This is a genomic window from Achromobacter sp. ACM04 (genome assembly GCF_014851465.1).
GTDB lineage: Bacteria > Pseudomonadota > Gammaproteobacteria > Burkholderiales > Burkholderiaceae_B > Achromobacter > Achromobacter aegrifaciens.
Window position 1 is genome coordinate 261,409 of record NZ_JACUZS010000001.1, and the last position, 22,857, is coordinate 284,265.

Below are 22,857 nucleotides of genomic sequence, written 5' to 3' on the forward strand. Positions count from 1 at the left end.
GGGGATGACCATGCAGATCTCTGAATTGTTGACGCCGGTCTACGACGCCGCCTGGCTGCCGTGGGCCGTGCAGTACTTCTTCCTCATCGGCATCAGCGCCACCACTGCGCTGACCGCCGCTTTCGCGGCCTTTGGCAGCGCGGGTTCGCCCGCCCGCCGGTTGCTGCCCGCGGCCGTGACGGTGCTGCTGGTCAGCGCCATCGCCGCACCCGTGTCGCTGTTGGCGGACCTGCACCAGCCGGGCCGCTTCTGGCACTTCTACGCGCATTTCACGCCCTGGTCCTGGATGTGGCTGGGCGCCTTGCTGCTGCCGGTGTTCGTGACCTTGGCGCTGCTGTTCTGCGCCGCCTGGTGGTGGGGCCGCATCGGCTGGGTGCGCGCGCTGGGCATGGCGCTGGCGGTGTCGGCGCTGTCGATCCTGGTCTATACCGGCGCCGAGGTCATGGTGCTGCGTTCGCGGCCGCTGTGGCACACGGTGTTCCTGCCGGTGAACTTTGCGCTGACCGCCTGGCTGGGCGCGCTGGGAGCCATGTTCCTGGTGGGCCGCTGGCTGCGGGGCGGCACGCAGGCCATGCCGGTGGAACTGTTGCGCAGCCTGAGCGTGACGGCGGTGGTGATGATGGCGCTGGGCGCCGGCGCCTGGGCGCTGCTGGGCCTCTTGGGCATGGACCCTTCGTTCGACGCCGCGCTGCGCCTGTTCGCCGAGTTCCCGATCTGGCGCGTCAGCCTGGCGGGCGCGGTGGCGACCGGCTTCTGCATGATCGCGCTGTTGCAGCGCCCGGCGCGCACGCTGGCCGCGCCGCTGCCTTCAGCGGCGCTGGCACTGACCATGTTGGCGGCTGCGTGGATCTTCCGCTGGGTGGTCTTCATGAGCGTGCAGGGCGTGCCGAAGTACGGCGCCGGCCTCTACCTGTACGACATGCCCTGGGGCAGCGATGGCTTGCTGGGCATGGTGGGCGTGCTGGGCCTGTGCGTGGCGCTGGTCGCCGCCGTGACCTACGCCCTGGAACTGTTCCCGGCGCGTACGCGCGGCGTGGCGGCCTGAGCGCCGTCGCCCGGGCCTGTGTGTGCGCAGGCCCTAGACGAAAGAACATGGAATGAAAGCAATGGACAAGCAACACGAAGACGACAAGCGCGACGCCCCGCCGGACGAGGCCGCCAATCAGCCGCGCGACGAGGCGCGGCGCAAGCTGATGGTGCGCGGCGGCGTGGTCGCCGGCGGCATGGCGGCGTTCGCGGCGGGCTACGGCGAGACCGTGGTCCGGGCCGTGAAGGGCCTGGCGCAAGGCACGGCCGGCGTGCCCACGGCGCATGCCGTGCGCGGCAACTCGCTGACGCCGGAATTCCGCATCGATCCCTTGACCGGCGTGCTCAGCGCCCAGCCCGGCCAGACGGTCAGCCCCTCCAGCTGCCTGGGCTGCTGGACCCAGTGCGGCGTACGCCTGCGCGTGGACACGAAGGAAAACCGCATCCTGCGCGTGGCCGGCAACCCCTACCATCCGCTGGCCACGACCCGGCCGGCCGCGATGGAAGCGCCGGTGCGCGACGTCTATGCGCAACTGGGCGGCGACAACGGCCTGGAAGGACGCGCCACGTCCTGCGCGCGCGGCTCGGCCATGCTGGAGCAGATGAACAGCCCGTTCCGCGTGCTGCAGCCGCTCAAGCGCGTGGGCAAGCGCGGCGAGGGCAAGTGGCAGACCATCTCGTTCGAACAGCTGGTTCAGGAAGTCTGCGAAGGCGGCGATCTGTTTGGCGAAGGCCAGGTGGACGGCCTGCGCGCCATCTTTGACCGCGAAACGCCGCTGGATCCGCAGAATCCCGAGTATGGCGCCAAGGTCAACCAGTTCCTGTTCACCGACGCGTCCAACGAAGGCCGCACGCCGCTGATCCAGCGCTTTGCCGGGCAATCGTTCGGCACGGTGAATTTCAGCAACCACGGTTCCTATTGCGGCCAGAGCTTCCGCGTGGGCGCGGGGGCGGCGCTGGGCGATCTGAAGGGCATGCCCCACGGCAAGCCGGATTGGGACAACGCGCGCTTCGGCCTGTTCATCGGCGCGGCGCCGGCGCAGGCCGGCAACCCGTTCCAGCGCCAGGCCCGCCAGTTGGCCGAGGCCCGCGTGCGGCCGGAAGAGACTGGCTTTACGTACGTGGTCGTGTCGCCGATGCTGCCTGCCTCGTCCAGCCTGTCGGCGGGATCGGGCAATGAATGGGTGCCGGTCAATCCGGCCGGCGACCTGGGTCTGGCCATGGGCCTGATCCGCTGGATCCTGGACAACGAACGTTACGATGCCCGCGCGCTGGCGCAGCCCGGCCCTGCGGCCATGAAGGCCGCGGGCGAGGCGGCCTGGACCAACGCCACCCATCTGGTGGTGGCGGAACCTGGCCATCCCCGCCTGGGCAGTTTCCTGCGCGGCGCCGACCTGGGCTGGCCGCGTCCGGCCGATGCCGGCGAGAAGTGGGAAGACGTGTACGTCGTGCGCCTGGAAGACGGCACGCTGGCGCCGCACACCGCGGCCGCGCCCGCCACGCTGTTCGTGGACGACGCGGTCGCCGCGCCCGGCATGGATGGCGCGCCAGAAGCGCTGCGCGTGCGCAGTTCGCTGTCGCTGCTGCGCGAGGAATCGCGCCGCAAGACGCTGGACGAATACGCGGAACTGAGCGGCGTGCCGGCCGCCAAGATTGCGTCGCTGGCCGAGCGTTTCACCAGCTACGGCAAGCGCGCCGTGGCCGATGCGCACGGTGGCACCATGAGCGGCTCGGGCTTCTATACGGCCTATGCCATCGCCATGCTGAACACGCTGGTGGGCAACCTCAACGTGGAAGGCGGCCTGGTGCTGGACGCGGGTCCGTTCCCCCCCTATGGGCAGGGGCCGCGCTACAACATCGCCGGCTTTGCCAACCGCGCCACGCCCAAGGGCGTGGGCCTGTCGCGCAACCGCTTCCCGTACGAGAAGTCCAGCGAGTTCAAGCGCAAAAAGGCCGCCGGCCAATCGGTCTATCCGGCAGCGGCGCCCTGGTATCCGGCCACTGGCGGGCTCAGCTCGGAAATGCTGGCGTCCGCGCTGGCGGGCTATCCGTACCATGCCAAGGTCTGGTTCAACCACATGAGCAACCCGATCTACGGCATCGCCGGCCTGAAGAGCGTCATCATCGACAAGATGAAGGATCCGCGCCTCTTGCCGCTGTCGGTATCGATCAATCCCTTCATCAACGAGACCAACGCGCTGGCCGACTACATCGTGCCGGATACGGTGACCTACGAAAGCTGGGGCGTCTCCGCGCCCTGGGCGGACGTGGTGGCCAAGGCGTCCACCGTGCGCTGGCCGGCCGTGCAGCCGCGCGTGGCGCGTACCGCCACGGATGAGCCGGTCTGCCTGGAAACCTTCCTGATCGCCTGCGCCAAGCGGCTGGGCATGCCGGGCTTCGGCGCGGGCGCTATCTCCGACAAGGACGGCGCCAAGTACGCGCTGGACACGCCGGAGGACTTCTTCCTGCGCGGCATCGCCAACATTGCCTTCGCGGCCGGCAAGCCCGTGCCCGAGGCCAGCGACGACGACATGGCGCTCACCGGCGTGGACCGCTATGGCGCGCTATTGCAGCAGAAGCTCAAACCGGGCGAATGGCGTCAGGTAGCCATGGTGATGAGCCGTGGCGGGCGCTTCGACAAAGTGCAGGATGCCTGGGTGGAAGAGGGCGGAACGCGGCAGACGCGCATGGCCTATGCCAAGCCGCTGCAGGTCTGGAGCGAGGAACTGGCGGGCTTTCGCCATTCCATGACGGGCGAGCGCTACAGCGGCTGTCCGACCTGGTACCCGACGCGGTTGGCCGACGGCAGCGACATGCGCGCGCAATACACGCGGCAGGACTGGCCCTTCCTGCTCAGCTCGTTCAAGTCCAACCTGATGAGCTCCATGTCCATCGGCGTGAACCGGTTGCGCCAGGTGCATCCGCACAACCCGGTATCGATCAACCGGCAGGACGGCGAACGCCTGGGCATCCGTAACGGCGATGCGGTGCGCATCGTGACGCCGGGCGGCGCGGTGACCGGGCTGGCGCTGCTGCGCGACGGCATCCAGCCGGGCGCGGTGGGGATCGAGCACGGCTACGGCCACACTGAGTTGGGCGCCCGCGCGCACGTGGTGGATGGCAAGCCCATGGCGCACGATCCGGCGCTGGCCGCGGGCGTGAACCTGAACGACCTGGGATTCGGCGACGCCACGCGCGGCGAGCATGCCAACGTCTGGATCGATTGGGTGTCCGGCGCGGCGGTGCGCCAGGGGCTGCCGGCGCGGATCGAGCGGGTCTGAGGACGCAGGCGGCCGGTATCGTGCGCCTCAGGGCACGACGGTATCGGCCACCAGCGTCAGTCCATCCGCATGGATGCCGACGCCGGATAGCGCGCCGCCCAGGTCGCCCGGCCGCGCGGCTGCGGTGCCGGACCTGCTGACGCGGATCTCCACCCGCACCTTGCTGGCGCGCGACAAGGTCGCGTCCGGCGACATGGCGCTGCTGTCGTCCAGCACGAAATCCCGCGGCAGGTCCGAGACCTGCATGCGCAGGATTGCCAGCGGCATGCGCGACCCTTCCTCGGGACGCGCAAGGATGAACACGGTGTCGGAGGGCTGGACCCGCCCGCGCAGCGCGTCGGCGATGCTGGCGCGTCCGCTGATGCGGGCGGTGGTGGCGGCGGGCGGGGGCGCTGCGCCGGCGGACGCAGGAGCCGATGCCGAGACAGGGGCGGATCCGGGGGGCGAAGCCGCGGATGCCGCGGTCGATGCGCCGGCAGTTGTACTGGCAGGCGCGGCCGCCATGGCGCGCGCCTGCGCGATGTTGGACTGGATCTGCCGCGCGGCTTCCGAGTCCGGCGGCAACTGGGCCTGCAACCGTTCCCAATGCGCCAGCGCCTCGGCGGCGTCGCCGCGGCGCAACGCCATCATGCCGGCCAGGGCCAGGGCCTTGGGCTGGTCCGGTTGTGCGGCGAGGGCTTGCGCCACTGCCGCGATGGAGGCTTCGTCGGGGTTGCCCTGGTTGGCCGACAGCAGCGCGTCGGCCAGGTCGGCCAGTACCGCGGGCTGGCCCGGGACCAGGCGCAGCAACTGCTGGTAGGCCGCCACTGCATCGACATAGCGTCCCAGGGTTTCATACGAACGCGCCAGCATGTACCAGCCGTCGGCGTCATCGGGCGCAGTCCGCAGCCGCTGGGCCAGCGTATTGATGGCCAGCGTCATGTCGGTGCCGGTATCGGCCGCGTGGGGTTCGGCGGGCTGGCCCGCGCTGGCGCTGGCCGCCGCTCGCGGGTTGCCCAATTGGCCGTACAGCAGCACGGCCGCCACCGGGATCAGCACGGTCAGCAGGCAGGCGGCGGTGATGCCCGCGCGCTGCCCGGCCCAGGGCGCGCTGCGCCCGCGCCGCAAGTCCAGATCCTGCAGCAGGTCGCGCTGCAGCTCTTCTTCCGCACGCATGCCGGCGGCGGCAGTGAGGCTGCCGTTGTCCATGTCGCGGCGCAACTGCTCGCGCTGCGCCAGATAGAACGCGCGCACATTGGCCTCGGATTCGGGTTGCGCGGCGGGCGCGCGCCGCAGCAAGGGCGGGACCAGGCAGAGCAGGGTCGCCAGCAGCAGGAGCACCACGATGATCCAGAGTGTGGTCATGAGCCGGTATCCAGGAAGCGCGCCGCGCGCGCGCGTTCGTCGGCGGTCAGGGGGGCGCGCGCGCCGGCGCGGCGCTTCAAGGTGCGTACCAGTACTACGAAGCCCAGCGCCAGCAGGGCGAAGGGTCCTAGCCACAGCAGCCAGGTGATGGGTTTGAAGGGCGGGTCGTAGCGCACGAAGTCGCCATAGCGGTCTTCGAAGAACTGCATGATCTGCGCGTCGCTGCGGCCATCCGCCAATTGATCGCGGATCAGCTTGCGCATGTCCTGGGCCAATGGCGCGTTCGACTCGGCCAGGGTCTGGTTCTGGCACACCAGGCAGCGCAGTCCATGGGCCAGCTTGTCGGCGCGTTGTTCCAGGACAGGCGGCAAGGGCTGCGCGGCGCCAGCGTGGACTTGCGCGCGCGCGGCGGCGGCCAAGGCCAGCGCCAGCAGCAGGGCGCGGAGGGCGGCCCGCAACAGGCTGCAAGACAGGGCAGCGGGCCGCTTCATCGCAGCGCCTCGATGGCGGGCTGGATGCGGTCGCGCCAGATCTCGGGCGTGATCAGGCCCAGCTGCTTGTAGCGGATGCGGCCGTCGCGGTCGATCACGAAGGTCTCGGGCACGCCGTACACGCCATATTCGATGCCGACGCGGCCGTCGATGTCGCTGGCGGATGCGATGTAGGGATTGCCGTTGCGCGCCAGCCAGGCTTCGGCTTCTTCCGGCTTGTCCTTGTAGTTCAAGCCGTACAGCGGAATGCCGTGGCGCCGGGCGGCTTCGCGCAGCACCGGCAGTTCGTCCTTGCATGGCCCGCACCAGGACGCCCACACATTCAGCAGCCAGACCTGGCCGCGCAGCGATTGCACCTCCAGCTTTTTGCCGGGATCCAGCAGCACGGGCAGGCCGATGGCGGGGGCGGGCTTGTCGATCATGGCCGAGGGAACCGCCCGCGGATCGCGCGACAGGCCCATCGCCAGGAACACGGCCATGGCCAGGAAGGCGGCCAGCGGCACCAGGTAACGCAGCATCAGGCTCCCTCCCGCGTGGGTCGCGCGGCGGCGGGCATGGCCGGCTGCGGCGCACGCGCCGGCTCCTGCGCGCGGCGGTAGCGCTTGTCGCCGGCCGCCAGCAGACCACCCAGCGCCATCAGGATGCAGCCCGTCCAGATCCAGGTCATGAAGGGCTTGACCTGCAGGCGCACCGTCCAGGCCTTGTCGCCCACCGGTTCGCCCAGCGCCACGAACAGGTCGCGGGTGAAGCCGCTGTCGATGTCGGCCTGGCTCAGCGCCATGTCCTGCACCGTGTAAAGGCGCTTTTCCGGATACAGCGTCAGCACCGGCTTGCCGTCTCGGGTCACCGGGAATACGGCGCGCTGCGCGCTGTAGTTCGGCCCGGCAGCCGGGGCAATGCTGGCGAAGGTGAACGCGTAGCCGCCCGCTTCCTGGGTGGAGCCGAGCTCCATCCGCAGCTCCTGCTTGACCTCATAGCCGTTGGCCAGGGTGACCCCGGCAATGAAGATGCCTACACCCGCGTGCGCCAGCAGCATGCCGTACCAGGAACGCGGCTGGCGGCCCAGCCGGCGCAGCCATTGGCCGTCGCCGTCCGTCAGCCGCTGCCAGGCGTGCGCCGCGGCGCTGGCGACCGACCAGGCGGCCAGCCACAGCCCCAGCATCACCATGGGCGACCCCAGCCGCGCCGGGCCCGGCATGGCCAGCGGCAGCAGCACCGCGGTCGCGACGCTGACTGCGAAGGCCACGCGCAGGCGGCGGCCCAGGTCGGGCAGCTCTGCCTGCTTCCAGCGCGCCACCGGACCGACGCCCATCAGGAAAATGGCCGGCGTCATCAGCGGCACGAACACGGCTTCGAAATAGGGCGGACCGATGGAGATCTTGCCCCACTCCAGCACGTCCAGCACGACCGGATATAGCGTGCCCAGCAGCACCGAGCCCGCCGCCACCGTCAGCACCACATTGTTGGACAGCAGCAGGGATTCGCGCGACAGCAGCGAGAATCCGCCGCCCAGGCCTACCGTGGGGGCGCGCCAGGCATAGAGCGCCAGCGATCCACCCACGATCACCAGCATGAATCCCAGTATGTACAGGCCGCGTCCGGGATCCACGGCGAAGGCATGGACGGAGGTCAGCACGCCCGAGCGCACCAGGAACGTCCCCAGGATGCTGAGCGAAAACGTGCAGATCGCCAGCAGCACGGTCCAGCTGCGGAAAGCGCCGCGCCTTTCGGTCACGATGAGGGAATGGATCAGCGCGGTGCCCGCCAGCCAGGGCATGAAGGAGGCATTTTCCACGGGATCCCAGAACCACCATCCGCCCCAGCCCAACACGTAATAGGCCCAGGCGCTGCCCAGGAGTATGCCTATGGTCAGGAAGGTCCAGGCCGCCAGCGTCCAGGGGCGCACCCAGCGCGCCCACATGGCGTCCAGTTCGCCCGACAGCAGCGCCGCGATGGCGAAGGCGAAGGCCACGGAGAAGCCGACGTAACCCATGTACAGCATGGGCGGATGCACGATCATTCCCGGATCCTGCAACAGCGGATTCAGGTCGCGTCCGGCCATGGCGGGCGGCATCAGGCGCTCGAAGGGGTTGGACAGGAACAGCAGGAACAGCAGAAAGCCCACGCTGATCCAGCCCATCACCGCCAGCACACGGCCGACGAAGGGCAGGGGCAGGCGGCGGCTGCACAGCGCCACGGCCAGGGTCCAGGCCGTCAGGAGGTACAGCCACAACAGCAGCGATCCTTCATGTCCGCCCCACACCGCCGCGAAGCGGTAGGCGGCGGGCAGGTCCGCATGCGAATTCGCGGCCACGTACAGCACGGAAAAATCGTTGTCCACGAACGCCCAGGCCAGGCAGCCTATGGCCACGGTGGTCAGGCCGAACTGGCCGATGGCGGCGGGCCGCGCCACCCTCAGCCCCGCCTGCCAGCCGGTGGCTGCGCCCACCAGCGGCAGCACGCCTTGCGCCAGCGCCACCAGCAGCGCCAGGATCAGGCTGAACAGGCCGATCTCGGGAATCATTGCGCCTCCGCGCGCATGGCGTTGGGCCCGGCGCCCGCGCGCTTGAGCGCATCGGCGGCCTCGGGCGGCATGTAGTTCTCGTCGTGCTTGGCCAGCACCTCGGTGGCGCGGAACACGCCGTCCGGCCCCAGCTTGCCGGCCACCACCACGCCCTTACCCTCGCGGAACAGGTCGGGCAGCAGTCCCTGGTAGGTCACCGGCACGGTGTGCGCGGTGTCCGTCACCACGAAGCGCAGCGTCAGCCCGTCGGCCTCGCGGCGCAGCGACCCTTGCTCCACCAGGCCGCCGACGCGGAAGCTGCCGCTGGCGGGCGCTTCCTTGGCCACCACCTGCGTGGGGCTGAAGAAAAACACCAGGTTGGATTGCAGGGCATTGAGCACCAGCGCGGCGGCCGCGGCCAGAAGGCCCAGGCCGCCCAGGATGGCCAGCGCGCGGCGCTTGCGCGGGCTCATCGCGCCGTCCCGTCAGCGCGGGCGGTATTCTGCGCCGCGCGCCGGGCGCGGCTACGGCGCCATAACACCAACGCTTCCAGGCCGATCAGCGCCAGCGTCACGCCGTACGCACCCAGCAGATAGGGGCTGTGGCCTTGCAGCGAGAACAGCGCTTGCCAGCTCATGCCGCCTCCCGCCGCGTCCGGTCCGAGCGGACCGCACCCGGCTCGCGCTCGGCAATGATGCCGCGCACGCGCGCCAGCGCGGCCGCTGCGCTGTAGAGCCAGAACGCCGCCACCATCAGCAGCATCGCGGTCACCATGATATGGGCCATGCTGGGCGCGGTGGTGAGATTGATCGACGCGCCCTGATGCAGCGTGCTCCACCAGCGCACCGAAAAATAGATGATGGGCACGTTGATCACGCCCGCCAGCACCAGGATGGCGCCGCCGCGGTCGGCGCGCTGCGCGTCGTCGGCAGCGGCTGCCTGCAAGGCCATGAAACCCAGGTACAGGAACAGCAGTATGAGTTCGGAGGTGAGCCGCGCGTCCCATACCCACCAGGCGCCCCAGGTCGGCTTGCCCCACAGCGCGCCGGTCCACAGGGTCAGGAAGGTGAACAGCGCGCCGGTGGGAGCCAGCGCCCGCATCATCATGAACGACAGGCGGGTATTGAAGATCAGTCCCAGCGCGGCATACAGCGCCATGACCAGGTACAGGAACATCGACATCCAGGCCGCCCCGACATGGATGAAGAGGATGCGGTAGACCTCGCCCTGCTGGCTGTCGGTGGGGGCGACGGCCAGCCCCACATACAGGCCTGCGGCCGCGAACAGCGCGGCGCCTAGCGCCAGCCACGGAATCATGCGGCCGGCCAGCGGATAGAAGGCAGCGGGCGAGGCGTAGCGCAGCCAGCCCGCGCCGGCTGCCGCGGCGGGCGGATATGCATTCAGGGCAGGGTGCTTGTGCATGGCGTCCTCAGTCCAGCGCCACGCGCAGCGCCGCCGAGGCGCTCCAGGGGCATAACAGGATGGCCAGGCACAGGCATGCGCCCAGCAATGACAATTGCGGTCCGGCGCCCATGCCGGCGTGCGAGGCCGACACCGCGCCAGCGCCGAAGATCAGCACCGGCACATACAGCGGCAGCACCAGCAGCGGCAGCAGGGCGCCGCCGCGCAGGCCCAGCGTCAGCGCCGCGCCCAGCCCGCCGACCAGCGCCAGCGTCGGCGTGCCCAGCAGCAGCGACAGGACCAGGATGCCGATGGCCTGCGGCGACAGGCCGAATTGCAGGGCCAGCACCGGGCTGGCCAGGATCAGGGGCAGGCAACTGCTGAACCAGTGCGCCGCCAGTTTGGCGCCCACCAGCAGCGGCAGCGGATGCGGCGACACCAGCAGCTGTTCCAGCGCGCCGTTGTCGTAGTCCTGGGCGAAAGGCCGGTTCAGCGTCAGCAGGATGCCGAGCAGGGCGCAGACCCACAGCACGCCCGGCCCGATGGCCAGCAGCAGCGCAGGGTCGGGACCGACCGCCAGGGGGAACAGCGTGCCGGCCACGATGAAAAACAGGGTGGCGCCCAGCGTGTCCGCGGGCCGTCTCCAGGCCAGGCGGATTTCACGCAATGCCAACTGCGACAGCGTAGCCAGCATCCGCGTAGTCATCCATGTCCAGGGTTTGAGTATGCGCGGCGGCGGTGCCAGGTTCGCGGTGCGAGGCGAGCACGGCGGCGCCGCCAGCCGCGAGGTGGGCTTCCAGCGCCAGGCGCAATTGCTCCAGGCTGGCAGTGTCCAGCCCGGCGTCGGGTTCATCCAGCAGCCACAGGGGCTTGGCGCCGAGCACGACCGCCGCCAGCGCCAGCCGCCGGCCCTGTCCCTGGGACAGGCGCAGGGCGGGCATGTCGGCGCAGGATTCCAGGCGCCATGCGCGCAAGGTGTCCGATAAACGAGTTTCTGCCTGCGGCGTGCCGGCGACGTGCAGGGCGTAACGCAGGTTCTCGGCGGCGCTCAGTTCGCCGCACAGGCCGTTGCCATGCCCCAGGTAGGCCATGCAGGCACGGTAGCCGGCGGGGTCGTGGCGTGCGTCGCCGCCGCGCCACAGCACGCTGCCGGCCAGCGGCCGCAGCAAGCCCGCGAGCATGCGCAGAAGACTGGTCTTGCCGCTGCCGTTGGCGCCGCGCACATGCAGCAGTTGGCCGCCATGCAGCTCGAAATCCACGGGCGCGGAATAGCCGCGGCGGCTGGTCAGGCCGCGCGCGCAAAGCATGGGCGGCGGCGCATCAGCGGGCCGCATGCGCCACTTCCTTGCCCGGGCCCGTGGGCTCGGGCGCCATTGAGGTCGGGCCCGGTCCCATGTTCGGCAGTTTGTGGGCGATGCCCTTGTGGCAATCGATGCAGGTCTTGCTCTTGTCCGCCAGATAGGTGGAGTGCATGTTCTGCGCGCGCGGACTCTGGCGCGTGAAGTCCATGTACTCGTAATTGTGGCAGTTGCGGCATTCCAGCGAATCGTTGGCCTTGAAGCGCGCCCATTCGTGCTGGGCCAGCTCCAGGCGCTTTTCAACGAACTTTTCGCGCGTGTCGATGGTGCCGAAGATCTTGCCCCAGACTTCCTTGGACGCCTGCATCTTGCGCGCGATCTTGTCGGTCCAGTTGTGCGGCACGTGGCAGTCCGAGCACAGCGCGCGTACGCCGGAGCGGTTGGTGAAGTGGATGGTGCCTTTCAGCTCGGCGTACACGTTGTCGCGCATTTCGTGGCAGCCGGTGCAGAACTTCTCGGTGTTGGTGAGTTCCATGGCGGTGTTGAAGGCGCCCCAGAACAGGATGCCGCCGATGAAACCGCCGACCGTCAGGAAGCCCAGGCTGAAATGCACGCTGGGCCGTCGGATGATGTTCCAGTAGCGCTTGATGAGTCCGAACATGGCTGCCTCCGGTCGCTTACTTCTTGGCGGGCGCCGGGGCGGACAGGCGCTTGAGGATCACATCGATGTCCTGATAAGTATTGGACACGAGAGGCTTGGCCTCGGTCTGCGGCACGTGGCACTGCACACAGAAGTAGCGGCGCGGCGAGACTTCCGCCAGCACGTTGCTGTCGCGGTCCATGTAGTGGGTCACGCTCAGGGGCGGGGCCTGGGTTTCCTCGGTGTTCACGCGGGCGTGACAGGCCAGGCAGCGATTGAAGTCCTTGTCGACCTGGTAGCCGTCGATCTTGTGCGGAATGGTGGGCGGCTGCATGGAATACGTGCGCATGCGGCGGATGTCCTTGTTTTCGACCGGACTGATGAGCGGCGGGTCGGTTTCCTGCGCGACCGGGGTGGGGCCGCGCATGGGGTCTTCGACCTCCAGCGGTGGCGCCGCCCAGGCGGCCGAACCAAGGATGACGCATGTCGCGAGAGTAAGGGCGCGTAGGTTCATGGCTGTCTCCGGTTCGCCTTTCAGACCTTGACGATCTTGACCGCGCACTTCTTGAAGTCGGTCTGGAACGAGATCGGATCGGTGGCGTCCAGCGTTACCTTGTTGATCAACTGGCCAGCGTCGAACCAGGGCACGAACACCAGGCCGCGCGGCGGCTTGTCGCGCCCGCGGGTTTCCAGGCGCGTGCGCATCTTGCCGCGCCGCGACACGACCTCCACCTCGACGCCGCGCCGCAGGCCCATTTCCTGGGCGTCATCGGGGTGCATGAAACAGACCGCGTTGGGGAAGGCCCGGTACAGTTCCGGCACCCGCCGCGTCATCGAGCCCGAATGCCAGTGTTCCAGGACGCGTCCGGTGGACAGCCAGAACGGGTATTCCTTGTCCGGCGATTCCGCGGGCGGTTCATAGGGCAGGGCGTAGATCACGGCGCGGCCGTCGGCATTGCCGTAGAACTCGAAACCGGCTCCTGGTTTGACGTAGGGGTCGCTGCCTTCGCGGTAGCGCCACAGCGTTTCCTTGCCCTTGACCACGGGCCAGCGCAGGCCGCGCACTTCATGGTAGGTATCGAACGGCGCCAGGTCGTGGCCATGGCCGCGGCCAAATTCGGCGTATTCCTCGAACAGCCCCTTTTGCGCATAGAAGCCGAAAGCCTCGGCTTCCTGGTTGGCGTAGTCCTTGTCGCGCTCGGTGTTGGGATAGCGGTTGACCTTGCCGTTGGCGAACAGCACGTCGAACAGCGTCTTGCCGCGGTATTCGGGCTTCTTGGCCAGCAGATCCGCAGGCCAGACGTCCTCGACCTTGAAGCGCTTGGAAAACTCCATCAGTTGCCACAGGTCCGAGCGCGCCTCGCCCGGCGCGTTGACCAGCTGGTGCCAGAACTGGGTGCGGCGTTCCGCGTTGCCGTAGGCGCCTTCCTTTTCGACCCACATGGCGGCCGGCAGGATCAGGTCGGCCGAAATAGTGGTGACGGTGGGGTAGGCGTCCGACACCACGATGAAGTTGTCGGGGTTGCGGTAGCCGGGCAGGCCTTCATTCATCAGGTTGGCCGCGGCCTGCATGTTGTTGTTGACCATCACCCAATAGGCGTTGATCTTGCCGTCCTTGAGCATGCGGTTCTGCAGGACCGCATGCGCACCCACCTTGCTGGGGATCGTGCCGTCGGGTAGCTGCCAGATTTCCTCGGCGTGCGCGCGGTGCTTGGGATTGGTCACCACCAGGTCGGCCGGCAGGCGGTGCGAGAAGGTGCCCACCTCGCGGGCGGTGCCACAGGCCGAGGGCTGGCCGGTCAACGAGAACGGGCTGTTGCCCGGCGTGGAGATTTTGCCGGTCAGCAGATGGATGTTGTAGACCATGTTATTGGCCCATACGCCGCGGGTGTGCTGGTTGAAACCCATGGTCCAGAAGGATGTGACGCGCACCTTCGGGTCGGCATAGAGTTCGGCCAGCTCTTCCAGCTGCTTCTTGGGCAGGCCGCTCAGCTTGGCGGTGTAGTCCAGGTCGTACTTGGCAACGAACTTGGCGAAATCGTCGAACGTGATGGGCTTGGAGCCGCCGGCGTCGCCCGCGTTCTTGGCGGCCTTCTGCAGCGGATGATCGGGCCGCAGGCCGTAGCCGATGTCGGCATTGCCTTCGCGGAAAGTCGTGTGCTTGTCCACGAAATCCCGGTTCACGCGCTTGGTCTGGATGATGTGGTTGGCGATGTAGTTCAGGATCGCCAGGTCCGTCTGCGGCGTGAAGGTCAGCGCGATGTCGGCCAGCTCGTAGGAACGGTGCTCGAAGGTGGACAGCACGACGACTTTGGTCTTGGGCGCGGACAGTCGGCGATCGGTCACGCGGGTCCACAGGATCGGGTGCATCTCCGCCATGTTGGAGCCCCACAGTACGAAGGCATCGGCGTTCTCGATGTCGTCGTAACAGCCCATGGGCTCGTCAGCGCCGAAGGTGCGCATGAAGCCCACCGCGGCCGAGGCCATGCAGTGGCGCGCGTTCGGGTCCAGGTTGTTGCTGCGAAAGCCCGCCTTCATCAGCTTGAGCGCGGCATACCCTTCCCAGACGGTCCATTGGCCCGAGCCGAACATGCCCACGGCCTCGGGACCCTTGTCCTTCAGTACGCGCTTGAACTGCTCGGCCATGACGTCGAAGGCCTGGTCCCAGGACACCGGGGCAAATTCACCGTCCTTGGCGTACTTGCCGTCCTTCATGCGCAAGAGCGGCGTGGTCAGCCGGTCGTTGCCGTACATGATCTTGGACAGGAAATAGCCTTTGACGCAGTTCAGGCCCTTGTTCACCTCGGCGTTGAAATCGCCGTGCGTGGCCACGACCTGGTTGTCCTTCACGGCGACGTTCACGCCGCAGCCGGTCCCGCAGAACCTACAGGGCGCCTTGGACCACTTGAGCTTGGCGGCCTCGGATTCGGTGACGATGTTCTGCGTGTAGCCGACGATGGGTATGCCAGCCACAGTCGCGGCCGCGGCCGCGGCAGATTGCTTGATGAAGTCTCTACGAGCCATTGCCATCGTCAATCTCCTCGTTCATCGCGTCCAGCGAGTCGGCGTGCTGGTAGACCAGCGCCGAAGCCAGCACGCCATCCAGGCGCTGGATCTCTGAGATCCGGGCCATCATGTCGTCGGTGGAGGGGGCTTCCAGGGTGACCACCAGCTTTCCGGTGTCGGAAGCGCCATGGATTTCCGCTCCGGCAATTGCAAGAATCGCCTGGCGGACGTCGGGCAAGCGGCGCGGCGCGGCGTGCACCACCATGCTGGCGATGTGCAGCTCTGGCGGCGCCGCAGGCGGCGCGGAGTGGGGGAGCGCGGACATGGGAGGGGTTCCGTCGCGTCGCATCAGCTACCGGGAGGGCCGGCAATCAGCTGATAGAACCAGACGAGGAAACCGTAGCCTGCCACGATGATGACCGACAGGACGGGGGCCATGACGGCCGTCAGGAACAGGAAACTTCGTAGTTCCTGAGGCTTGGTGTAGCCATCGGACTCGTTTTGCACACAGCACCTCACTACGACAGTTGGGGCATTGCGTTTAACGTGCGGATACCGAAGCTTTTAGCAGATGGCTTTGAAGGGCGTCAATGTTGCACCACGGCGTAACAATGTGCTGGGACGGATGGGCGGTTCAAGCAGCTGGCGGGAGCAGCGCTGGAATGTCCCGCTTCAACAGGTCCAGGACCGCCCGCACGCGCTGCGGCATCGGACGCAGGGGCGGAATCAGCGCATTGAGCGGAAGCGGCGGAACGCGATAGCCGTCCAGCAGTTCGACGAGGCGTCCTTGCGCCAGTGCCTTGGCGCACGCGGGATGCTGCAGGATGCCGATGCCGCCGCCGCAGAGGATCAGATCGTACATGGGACGCCAGTGGCTGACCGTCATGGCGGTCTTGATGCGCGTCTGGACCACCGGCCCGTTTTCGCGCGAGAGCGGCACCTGGTCGTTCGCGAAAATGGCCTTCAAACGAATGAACGGATGGAAGGCCAAGTCCGCCGGCGTTTCTATGGGGCCGTGAGCCGCAAGGTAACAAGGCGCCGCGACCAGCTTGCGGGCCACCCAGCCAAGCGGGAAAGCTATATAGCCTCCGTTTTCATTGAGGCGGCCCAGCCGCAGCGAAATGTCGAGGCCCTCGGTGACCGGGTCGGCGATGGTGTCGTTCAGCATGAGATCCACGTGCAGATCGGGGTGTGCCGTGCGCACGTTCATCAGGGCCTTGGGAACCACGATCTCGCCCAGGCACTGCGGCGCGGCGAGTCTCAGGCTTCCTTGTATCTTGGCGTTACTTAACGATACGGAATTTATTGTCAATTCCGCCGCGTCCAGCAGCTGCTTGCCCTGTTCGTAGAACGTCCGGCCTTCAGCCGTGCAGCTCAGCTTGCGCGAACTGCGCACCAAGAGGCGGGCGCTTAGGAAACGCTCCAGCTTGTCGATGCGTTCGCTCACGGATGGTTGGCTCATGTCGAGATCGCGCGCCGCGCCCGAGATGGTTCCGCGTTCCACCACGCGGAGAAAAATGCGTATCGCTGCCAACAAATCCACGGAACGCTCCTCATGAAACCAATGCCCCGATTCTGAGACGGATGAGCGGTCCATTTGTTTAGTGGGTGGAACGGCGGAAATGTTGGTTTCCGCTGTTACCTACCTGCGGCCAGCCGGCATAGGAAGGCTGCGCCGATACGTCCCATAGGCCCAAGTGCAATGTGCGATTGCAATTGCGCGCCGTAGTCTTGGCCTCAATGCATCACCCGATGCAGTCGCTGCGGGACTCCTCCGCCGGCAAGCGAGGCGTCCCGCGTTGGTCCTGGCGCATTTCCTTTTCCATCTCCATCAATAGATCGACCGCTTGCGTGGCGCAGTTGGCGAGAGCCCGGCCGCTTGCATAGCGGGTGGCGTTAGTCGCCGCAGCGTGTTCCGGGTGCCGTTTGAGTCACACGTAATGGCTGCGTAGACGAGAACTTCCCTAGAGTTTTTGAACTGGAGCATCCATTCATGAACAAGATACTCAGGAACGTTTGGATCGATGCGGACGAAGACGCGGCGGGAGGCCGGCAGTCCATTCGGAAGCGCCTGAAGCTGAACATGCGGCTGGATATCGCAGCGGGGCTTGCGATACTTGCCGGTCTGGCGGGTACGGGTCCGCAGGTTCATGCATCAACGTACAACCCGAATGGTTGCGCCTCTCCCAAGGCGACGGGACCCGACGGCGTAGCCTATCCTGCGGGCAAGACTCCGAGCGATGGATCCGGCCTGTGGTCCAACGTTATCGGATGCGATGCCGATGGCGGCGGCTACACCGGCGTGCAGGTCCTGGGCTTTCAAGCGACGGCGACGGGCAATGCCGCGACCGCCCTGGGGTTTGCGGCTACGGCGGCAATTCGGAGCACCGCTGTAGGCATGCAGGCCGGAGCCCTTGCCCTGGGTTCGACCGCTCTTGGTCAATGGGCGCGTGCCACGGCCGTCGGCAGCGTCGCGATCGGCGGCAATAATTCCTCCAATTCGGCGGTGGCGGGTGCGCAGGCATCGGGGCTCAACGCCGTTGCGGTCGCAGGAGAATCGCGTGCCATGGGGGCGGATTCCGTTGCGATAGGCACGCGTGCGCAGGCACGGCGCGATGGCGATGTGGCCCTGGGCATCGGCAGCGTGGCTGATGGCGCAACAGGAAACTTCTCCGCGGTGGCTATCGGTCGCGGCAGCTCGGCGATCGGTGAAAACTCGGTGGCGTTGGGCAATGCCAATCGGGCCTCGGGACCAGGCGCCGTCGCGCTGGGCAATAGCTCGGCGGCTGCGGGCGCCGCGGCGTTGGCCGTAGGCAACGATGCCAACGCGCTGGCGGCGCGGAGCATGGCGTTGGGGTTCGATTCGGTCGCAACCAACTCGGACGACGTCGCGCTGGGGGCGGGCTCCGCGACTGCTGCCGCCGTCGGCACGTCTGGCGCCGCGATCGCGGGGCGGTCCTATTCGTTCGCCGGGTCGGCGCCCGCCAGCACGGTCAGCGTGGGCAGCACGGGTGCGGAGCGCTCCATCACGAACGTTGCGGCGGGGCGGCTTGGCGCCCTTAGCACGGATGCCGTCAACGGTTCGCAGCTCAATGCGACGAATCAGGCGGTGAATGCCCTGGGCGACCGGGCGGTGACGTATGACGGCAACGAAGGTGATTCCAAGAGCCTGATCACGCTGGCGGGATCGGCATCCACGGACGGCGGCATGACGGGCGGCACCAGGCTCACCAACCTGGCGCGTGGGGCCGTGTCGGCCACCAGCACCGATGCGGTGAACGGTGCGCAACTGCATGACACGAACCAGGAGGTGCAGCGCGTGGGCGACAGGGTGACGACCATGGGCGATACGGTGACCAGCATGGGCAACACCGTCACGACCCTGGGCGACACCGTGACGAATCTCGGCGATACGGTCACGACCATCGGCGGTACGGTCACGACCTTGGGCGATACGCTCACCAACCTCGGCGGCTCGCTGGCGAATCTCACCGGGGACACGAACGCGACATACACCGACGCCAACGGCCTGGGCATCCGCTATGCGCGGACCAACGAGCGCGGGTTGACGCCCAGCGATGCCTACGCGCAGAACCCCGGCAGTACGGCGCTGGGCTACAACGCGCGAGCCACGGCCGACAACGCGCTGGCGCTGGGCCGCGAGGCCCAGGCAAGCCACGCCGGTAGCGTGGCGTTGGGCGCGAACGCGGTCGCCAACGGCGCAACGCTGGGCGCGGCGGCGTACCGCTCAGGTACGGCGGCGGTGGCGGGCGCTGCCCCGGTGGGCGAAGTGAGCATAGGTTCGGCCGGTGCGGAGCGCCGTCTCAGCCATCTGGCTGCGGGCGCGTCCGACACGGATGCGGTGAACGTAAGCCAGCTCAAGTCCGTGGCCGAGAACGTGGGCAGCCTGGGCGACCGGGCGGTGACCTATGACGGCAACGCGGGCGATCCCAAGAGCCTGATCACGCTGGCGGGATCGGCATCGACGGACGGCGGCATGACGGGCGGCACCAGGCTGACCAACCTGGCGCGCGGGGCCGTGTCGGCCACCAGCACCGATGCGGTGAACGGTGCGCAACTGCACGAGACGAACCAGGACGTGCAGCGCGTGGGCGACAGGGTCACGACCATGGGCGACACGGTGACCAGCATGGGCAACACCGTCACGACCCTGGGCGACACCGTGACGAATCTCGGCGATACGGTCACGACCATCGGCGGTACGGTCACGACCTTGGGCGATACGCTCACCAGCCTCGGCGGCTCGCTGGCGAATCTCACCGGGGACACGAGCGCAACGTACACGGACGCCAACGGCCTGGGCATCCGCTATGCGCGGACCAACGAGCGCGGGTTGACGCCCAGCGACGCCTATGCGCAGAACCCCGGCAGCACGGCGCTGGGCTACAACGCGCGAGCCACGGCCGACAACGCGCTGGCGCTGGGCCGCGAGGCCCAGGCAAGCCATGCCGGCAGCGTGGCGCTGGGCGCGAACGCGGTCGCCAATGGCGCGACGCTGGGCGCGGCGGCGTACCGCTCAGGTACGGCGGCGGTGGCGGGCGCTGCGCCAGTCGGCGAAGTGAGCATAGGCTCGGCGGGCGCGGAACGCCGCCTCAGCCACCTGGCCGCGGGCGCGTCCGACACGGATGCGGTGAACGTAAGCCAGCTCAAGTCCGTGGCCGAGAACGTGGGCAGCCTGGGCGACCGGGCGGTGACCTATGACGGCAACGCGGGCGATCCCAAGAGCCTGATCACGCTGGCGGGATCGGCATCGACGGACGGCGGTATGACGGGCGGCACCAGGCTGACCAACCTGGCGCGCGGGGCCGTGACGGCCACCAGCACCGATGCGGTGAACGGTGCGCAACTGCACGAGACGAACCAGGACGTGCAGCGCGTGGGCGACAGGCTGACGGGCATGGGCGATACCCTGACGACCATGGGCGACACGTACACACACCTGACGGGGAACCCTAGCCTGATCAGCAAGGCCGACAATGGGCTGGGCTTGCGTTATGCGCGGACCAACGAGTTGGGGCTGGCGGAAGATGATGCCTACGCGCAGGGCGTGGGCAGCACGGCGCTGGGCTACAACGCGCGGACGTCGGCCGGCGACGCGCTGGCGTTGGGACGCGATGCCCAGGCGAGCCAGGAAGGGAGCGTGGCGCTGGGTTCAGGCTCCGTGTCCGCCCGGGCGCTGACGCCGACCTCGGGCAGCCTTGCGGTCGGCAGCGGTGGCGCCCTGGTGCCGTTCAACACGGCGGATCTCACCTTGCTGGGAGCGGTATCCGTGGGTCGCGATGGCGCGTACCGCCAGATTACCAACGTGGCGGACGGGACCGAGGAGCATGATGCGGTGACTTTGCGCCAACTGACCGGCGCGATCGGCTCCTTGACGACCACTGGGACCCAGTACTTCCATGTGAACTCGACGACTTCCGATTCGCTGGCGGTAGGGCTTGAGTCGATCGCGGTCGGCCCGCAGGCCGTGGTCAATGGGGACCGCGGCCTGGGGATCGGGGATCGGGCGGTAGTGGACCAGGGGGCGCCCGGCGGCATCGCCCTGGGACAGCAGGCGCGTACCACGTCAGCGGATAGCATTGCGGCGGGAACGCAGGCCCTGGCTGATGCCGTCCAGGGGGTGGCCCTGGGCGCCGGCAGCCAGGTTGTCGCGGGCGGTGGCGTAGCGCTGGGTGCGAGATCGGTCGCCAAGACGGTGGCCGGGGCAGCAGGATATGTGCCCCTGGGCGCCAATGGCGCGTCCGTGAACGCCACGCGCAGCACCTTGGCCGCGTTGTCTGTGGGTGACGCCGATGCCGGCATGTATCGGCAGATCAACGGGGTGGCTGCGGGTACTGTGGATTCCGACGCCGTGAACGTCAGCCAGTTGAAGGCGCTGGCCTCGAATGTGAGCGGGCTCGACGCGGGAGGGGTGAAATACGACCTCAATGCGGACGGCACCAGCAACTACGGCATGGTGACCTTTAATCCCGGCGGGGCGGCCACCGTGCTGAGGAATGTGGCGCGGGGCGCGCTGTCGGCGGACAGCACGGATGCGGTCAATGGTTCGCAGTTGTTCGAGACCAACCAGTACGTGAAGGCTATAGGCGATACGGTTGACAACTTCACCAAGGGCGGCGCCGGAATCAAGTACTTCCATGCCAACGGCGGGGCGTCGGCGGCGCTGCCGGATTCACAGGCCAATGGTCCAGGCAGTATCGCGGTCGGACCGGGCGCGGCCGCCAATGGGGTGAACTCGGTGGCCTTGGGCAACGGCGCGGTCGCAGGGAAGGATGGCGACGTGGCGTTGGGCGGGGGCGCCGTGGCGGACCGGGGAGCGCAGAGCTATGCCGGCAAGTATTCGGAGGTGCAAAACAAGTCGGCCGGCACGGTGTCGGTGGGCTCGTCGGGCGCGGAACGCACGCTCAGCAATCTGGCCGACGGCCGCGAGGCCACGGACGCCGTGAATCTGCGGCAGCTGGACGGCGCGCTCAAGCAGGCCAACGACTATACCGACAAACGCTTGCAGGACGTGGCAGGCAATGTGCTCCAGGTCGGGGACCAACTCACCGCGCTGGACGAACGCATGACCGGCATCGAAGGCGATGTGACGAACATCGGCAATGGCGCCGCGGGCATGTTCCAGACCAGCCAGGAAGTAAAGGCGGCCAAGCCGCCCAAGGCCAGCGGCGGCAACTCGGCGGCGGGCGGCGCGGGCGCCGTGGCCTCGGGTAAGAACAGCACCGCGATCGGCAATGGCGCGCAGGCGTCCGGCGCGGGAGCCACGGCGTTGGGCAACGGCAGCAAGGCGTCGGGCAGTAATGCCGTGGCGCTGGGCGCGGGGTCTGTCGCCGACCGCGACGACACGGTTTCGGTCGGCGCGGCCGGAGCCGAACGCCAGATCACGAACGTGGCCCGCGGCGCTGCGGGAACCGACGCGGTGAACGTGAGCCAGTTGCGAGAAGTAGAAAGCGGCCTGAGCAACCAGGTGGCGGGCTTGCGCAAGAACGTGCAAGGGCTGGACAACCGGTTGAGCGCCGGCGTGGCTTCCGCTATGGCGATGTCGGCGCTGCCGCAGGCCTATCTGCCCGGCAGGAGCATGTTCAGCATGGGCGGCGGTACGTGGCGCGGGGAAAGCGGCTTCGCCATGGGGCTGTCCACGGTGTCCGACAGCGGAAGATGGGTGGTGAAGGGCCTGGCCAGCAGCAGTTCGCGCGGCGACTACGGCGCTAGCGTGGGAGTGGGATATCAATGGTGAATACATGTGGCACGAACGCAGGCTCGCGGCCCGCAGCTGCGGCCTCAATGATTCATGAGAGGTATACAGCCATGACACGTCGCATCATTCTTCCGGCTTTGATTGCATCGAGCGCATTGCTGGCGGCTTGCCAGCCCATGGTGGCTCAGAAGGGCGCGAATGCCGCGCCCCGCGCCGCCCAGCCTGCGCCGCAAGACACCGCGGCGCGGGCGCGGATGGCCATCCCGGCGGTCGAGTTCCGCCTGGCGCAGGACCAGCCGGGCGCCGATCTGCGCGAGCTGCGCATGTCCGACAAGACCTACTACTTCCTGCTGGCGCCCGCGCTTACCCGGGCAGACCTGAATACCGCCACGCCCATGAAGACCCGGGAGGGGCAGCCTTTTGTCAGCTTGCGATTCACGCCGCCAGGCGCGCGCAAGCTGGCGCAGATCGGCCGCCAGTACCCCGGGAAGTGGCTGGTGTTCACGATAGACGGCAGGCTGGTGGGCGTGCCGCGCATCGCAGGCCCCATGGAGGAGGGCATCCTGAACCTGACGATGAACTCGGAGGAGCAGGCAATCAGCGTTGCGCAAGCGATAGAAGGGGCGGCGCAGTAGCGCCGCCCAGGCG

At 68.0% G+C, this 22,857-nt stretch carries 19 protein-coding genes; 4 read left to right on the forward strand and 15 right to left on the reverse strand.

Annotated elements, in window-relative coordinates; genetic code table 11:
• Positions 1 to 10 precede the first annotated feature (10 nt).
• Together nrfD and IB259_RS01395 are read left to right on the forward strand one after the other, a co-directional pair.
• A complete protein-coding gene (gene nrfD, locus IB259_RS01390; RefSeq protein ID WP_054459218.1) occupies positions 11 to 1,045 on the forward strand; it encodes an NrfD/PsrC family molybdoenzyme membrane anchor subunit in 1,035 nt (344 codons plus the stop codon).
• A 61-nt stretch (positions 1,046 to 1,106) separates the two neighbouring features.
• The gene (locus IB259_RS01395) at positions 1,107 to 4,307 is read left to right on the forward strand and encodes a tetrathionate reductase subunit A (protein WP_192327172.1); all 3,201 of its coding nucleotides are present in this window, start codon (positions 1,107 to 1,109) and stop codon (positions 4,305 to 4,307) included.
• 27 nt (positions 4,308 to 4,334) lie between these two features.
• On the opposite strand, the gene ccmI is transcribed toward IB259_RS01395, so the two are convergent.
• From ccmI to IB259_RS01470, 15 genes are all read right to left on the reverse strand, one after another.
• On the reverse strand, positions 4,335 to 5,651 hold the full coding sequence (gene ccmI / locus IB259_RS01400; RefSeq protein WP_192327175.1) for a c-type cytochrome biogenesis protein CcmI: 1,317 nt from the start codon (positions 5,649 to 5,651) through the stop codon (positions 4,335 to 4,337).
• Positions 5,648 to 6,142: a cytochrome c-type biogenesis protein gene (locus IB259_RS01405; RefSeq protein WP_082401352.1), complete on the reverse strand. Its 495-nt coding sequence runs from the start codon at positions 6,140 to 6,142 to the stop codon at positions 5,648 to 5,650. Before IB259_RS01405 ends, ccmI begins: the two co-directional genes overlap by 4 nt.
• Positions 6,139 to 6,660, reverse strand: coding sequence for a DsbE family thiol:disulfide interchange protein (locus IB259_RS01410; protein ID WP_054459197.1), 522 nt, complete (start codon positions 6,658 to 6,660; stop codon positions 6,139 to 6,141). Before IB259_RS01410 ends, IB259_RS01405 begins: the two co-directional genes overlap by 4 nt.
• The gene (locus IB259_RS01415) at positions 6,660 to 8,666 is read right to left on the reverse strand and encodes a heme lyase CcmF/NrfE family subunit (RefSeq protein ID WP_175163828.1); all 2,007 of its coding nucleotides are present in this window, start codon (positions 8,664 to 8,666) and stop codon (positions 6,660 to 6,662) included. Before IB259_RS01415 ends, IB259_RS01410 begins: the two co-directional genes overlap by 1 nt.
• Positions 8,663 to 9,118, reverse strand: a complete 456-nt coding sequence (gene ccmE, locus IB259_RS01420; protein WP_054459201.1) for a cytochrome c maturation protein CcmE — start codon at positions 9,116 to 9,118, stop codon at positions 8,663 to 8,665. Before ccmE ends, IB259_RS01415 begins: the two co-directional genes overlap by 4 nt.
• Positions 9,115 to 9,282 carry a heme exporter protein CcmD gene (gene ccmD, locus IB259_RS01425; protein WP_054459202.1) on the reverse strand — a complete coding sequence of 56 codons (168 nt, stop codon included), beginning with the start codon at positions 9,280 to 9,282 and terminating at the stop codon, positions 9,115 to 9,117. The genes ccmE and ccmD overlap by 4 nt, the downstream gene beginning before the upstream one ends.
• Positions 9,279 to 10,067, reverse strand: coding sequence for a heme ABC transporter permease CcmC (gene ccmC, locus IB259_RS01430; RefSeq protein WP_192327178.1), 789 nt, complete (start codon positions 10,065 to 10,067; stop codon positions 9,279 to 9,281). The genes ccmD and ccmC overlap by 4 nt, the downstream gene beginning before the upstream one ends.
• 7 nt (positions 10,068 to 10,074) lie before the next feature.
• Positions 10,075 to 10,740: a heme exporter protein CcmB gene (ccmB, locus tag IB259_RS01435; protein WP_013393089.1), complete on the reverse strand. Its 666-nt coding sequence runs from the start codon at positions 10,738 to 10,740 to the stop codon at positions 10,075 to 10,077.
• Positions 10,706 to 11,380, reverse strand: coding sequence for a heme ABC exporter ATP-binding protein CcmA (ccmA, locus tag IB259_RS01440; protein WP_054459206.1), 675 nt, complete (start codon positions 11,378 to 11,380; stop codon positions 10,706 to 10,708). Before ccmA ends, ccmB begins: the two co-directional genes overlap by 35 nt.
• Positions 11,367 to 12,005, reverse strand: coding sequence for a cytochrome c3 family protein (locus tag IB259_RS01445; RefSeq protein ID WP_192327182.1), 639 nt, complete (start codon positions 12,003 to 12,005; stop codon positions 11,367 to 11,369). The genes ccmA and IB259_RS01445 overlap by 14 nt, the downstream gene beginning before the upstream one ends.
• A gap of 16 nt (positions 12,006 to 12,021) precedes the next feature.
• Entirely contained in the window at positions 12,022 to 12,498 is a 477-nt protein-coding gene (locus IB259_RS01450; RefSeq protein WP_054459211.1) for a nitrate reductase cytochrome c-type subunit, read from the reverse strand.
• 20 nt (positions 12,499 to 12,518) lie between these two features.
• Positions 12,519 to 15,014 (reverse strand): periplasmic nitrate reductase subunit alpha, encoded by a 2,496-nt coding sequence (gene napA / locus IB259_RS01455; protein ID WP_054459212.1) that lies wholly within the window; start codon positions 15,012 to 15,014, stop codon positions 12,519 to 12,521.
• Positions 14,998 to 15,315, reverse strand: a complete 318-nt coding sequence (locus IB259_RS01460) for a chaperone NapD (protein ID WP_054459214.1) — start codon at positions 15,313 to 15,315, stop codon at positions 14,998 to 15,000. Before IB259_RS01460 ends, napA begins: the two co-directional genes overlap by 17 nt.
• Before the next feature lie 23 nt (positions 15,316 to 15,338).
• Positions 15,339 to 15,497, reverse strand: coding sequence for a periplasmic nitrate reductase, NapE protein (gene napE / locus IB259_RS01465; RefSeq protein ID WP_013393095.1), 159 nt, complete (start codon positions 15,495 to 15,497; stop codon positions 15,339 to 15,341).
• Positions 15,498 to 15,624: 127 nt separating this feature from the next.
• Entirely contained in the window at positions 15,625 to 16,533 is a 909-nt protein-coding gene (locus IB259_RS01470) for a LysR family transcriptional regulator (protein WP_192328827.1), read from the reverse strand.
• Positions 16,534 to 16,983: 450 nt separating this feature from the next.
• Here IB259_RS01470 and IB259_RS01475 point away from each other — a divergent pair, with 450 nt between their 5' ends.
• Entirely contained in the window at positions 16,984 to 22,248 is a 5,265-nt protein-coding gene (locus IB259_RS01475) for a YadA-like family protein (protein WP_192327185.1), read from the forward strand.
• A 71-nt stretch (positions 22,249 to 22,319) separates the two neighbouring features.
• Positions 22,320 to 22,844, forward strand: a complete 525-nt coding sequence (locus IB259_RS01480; protein WP_156337482.1) for a preprotein translocase subunit SecD — start codon at positions 22,320 to 22,322, stop codon at positions 22,842 to 22,844.
• The last annotated feature ends 13 nt before the right edge of the window (positions 22,845 to 22,857 follow it).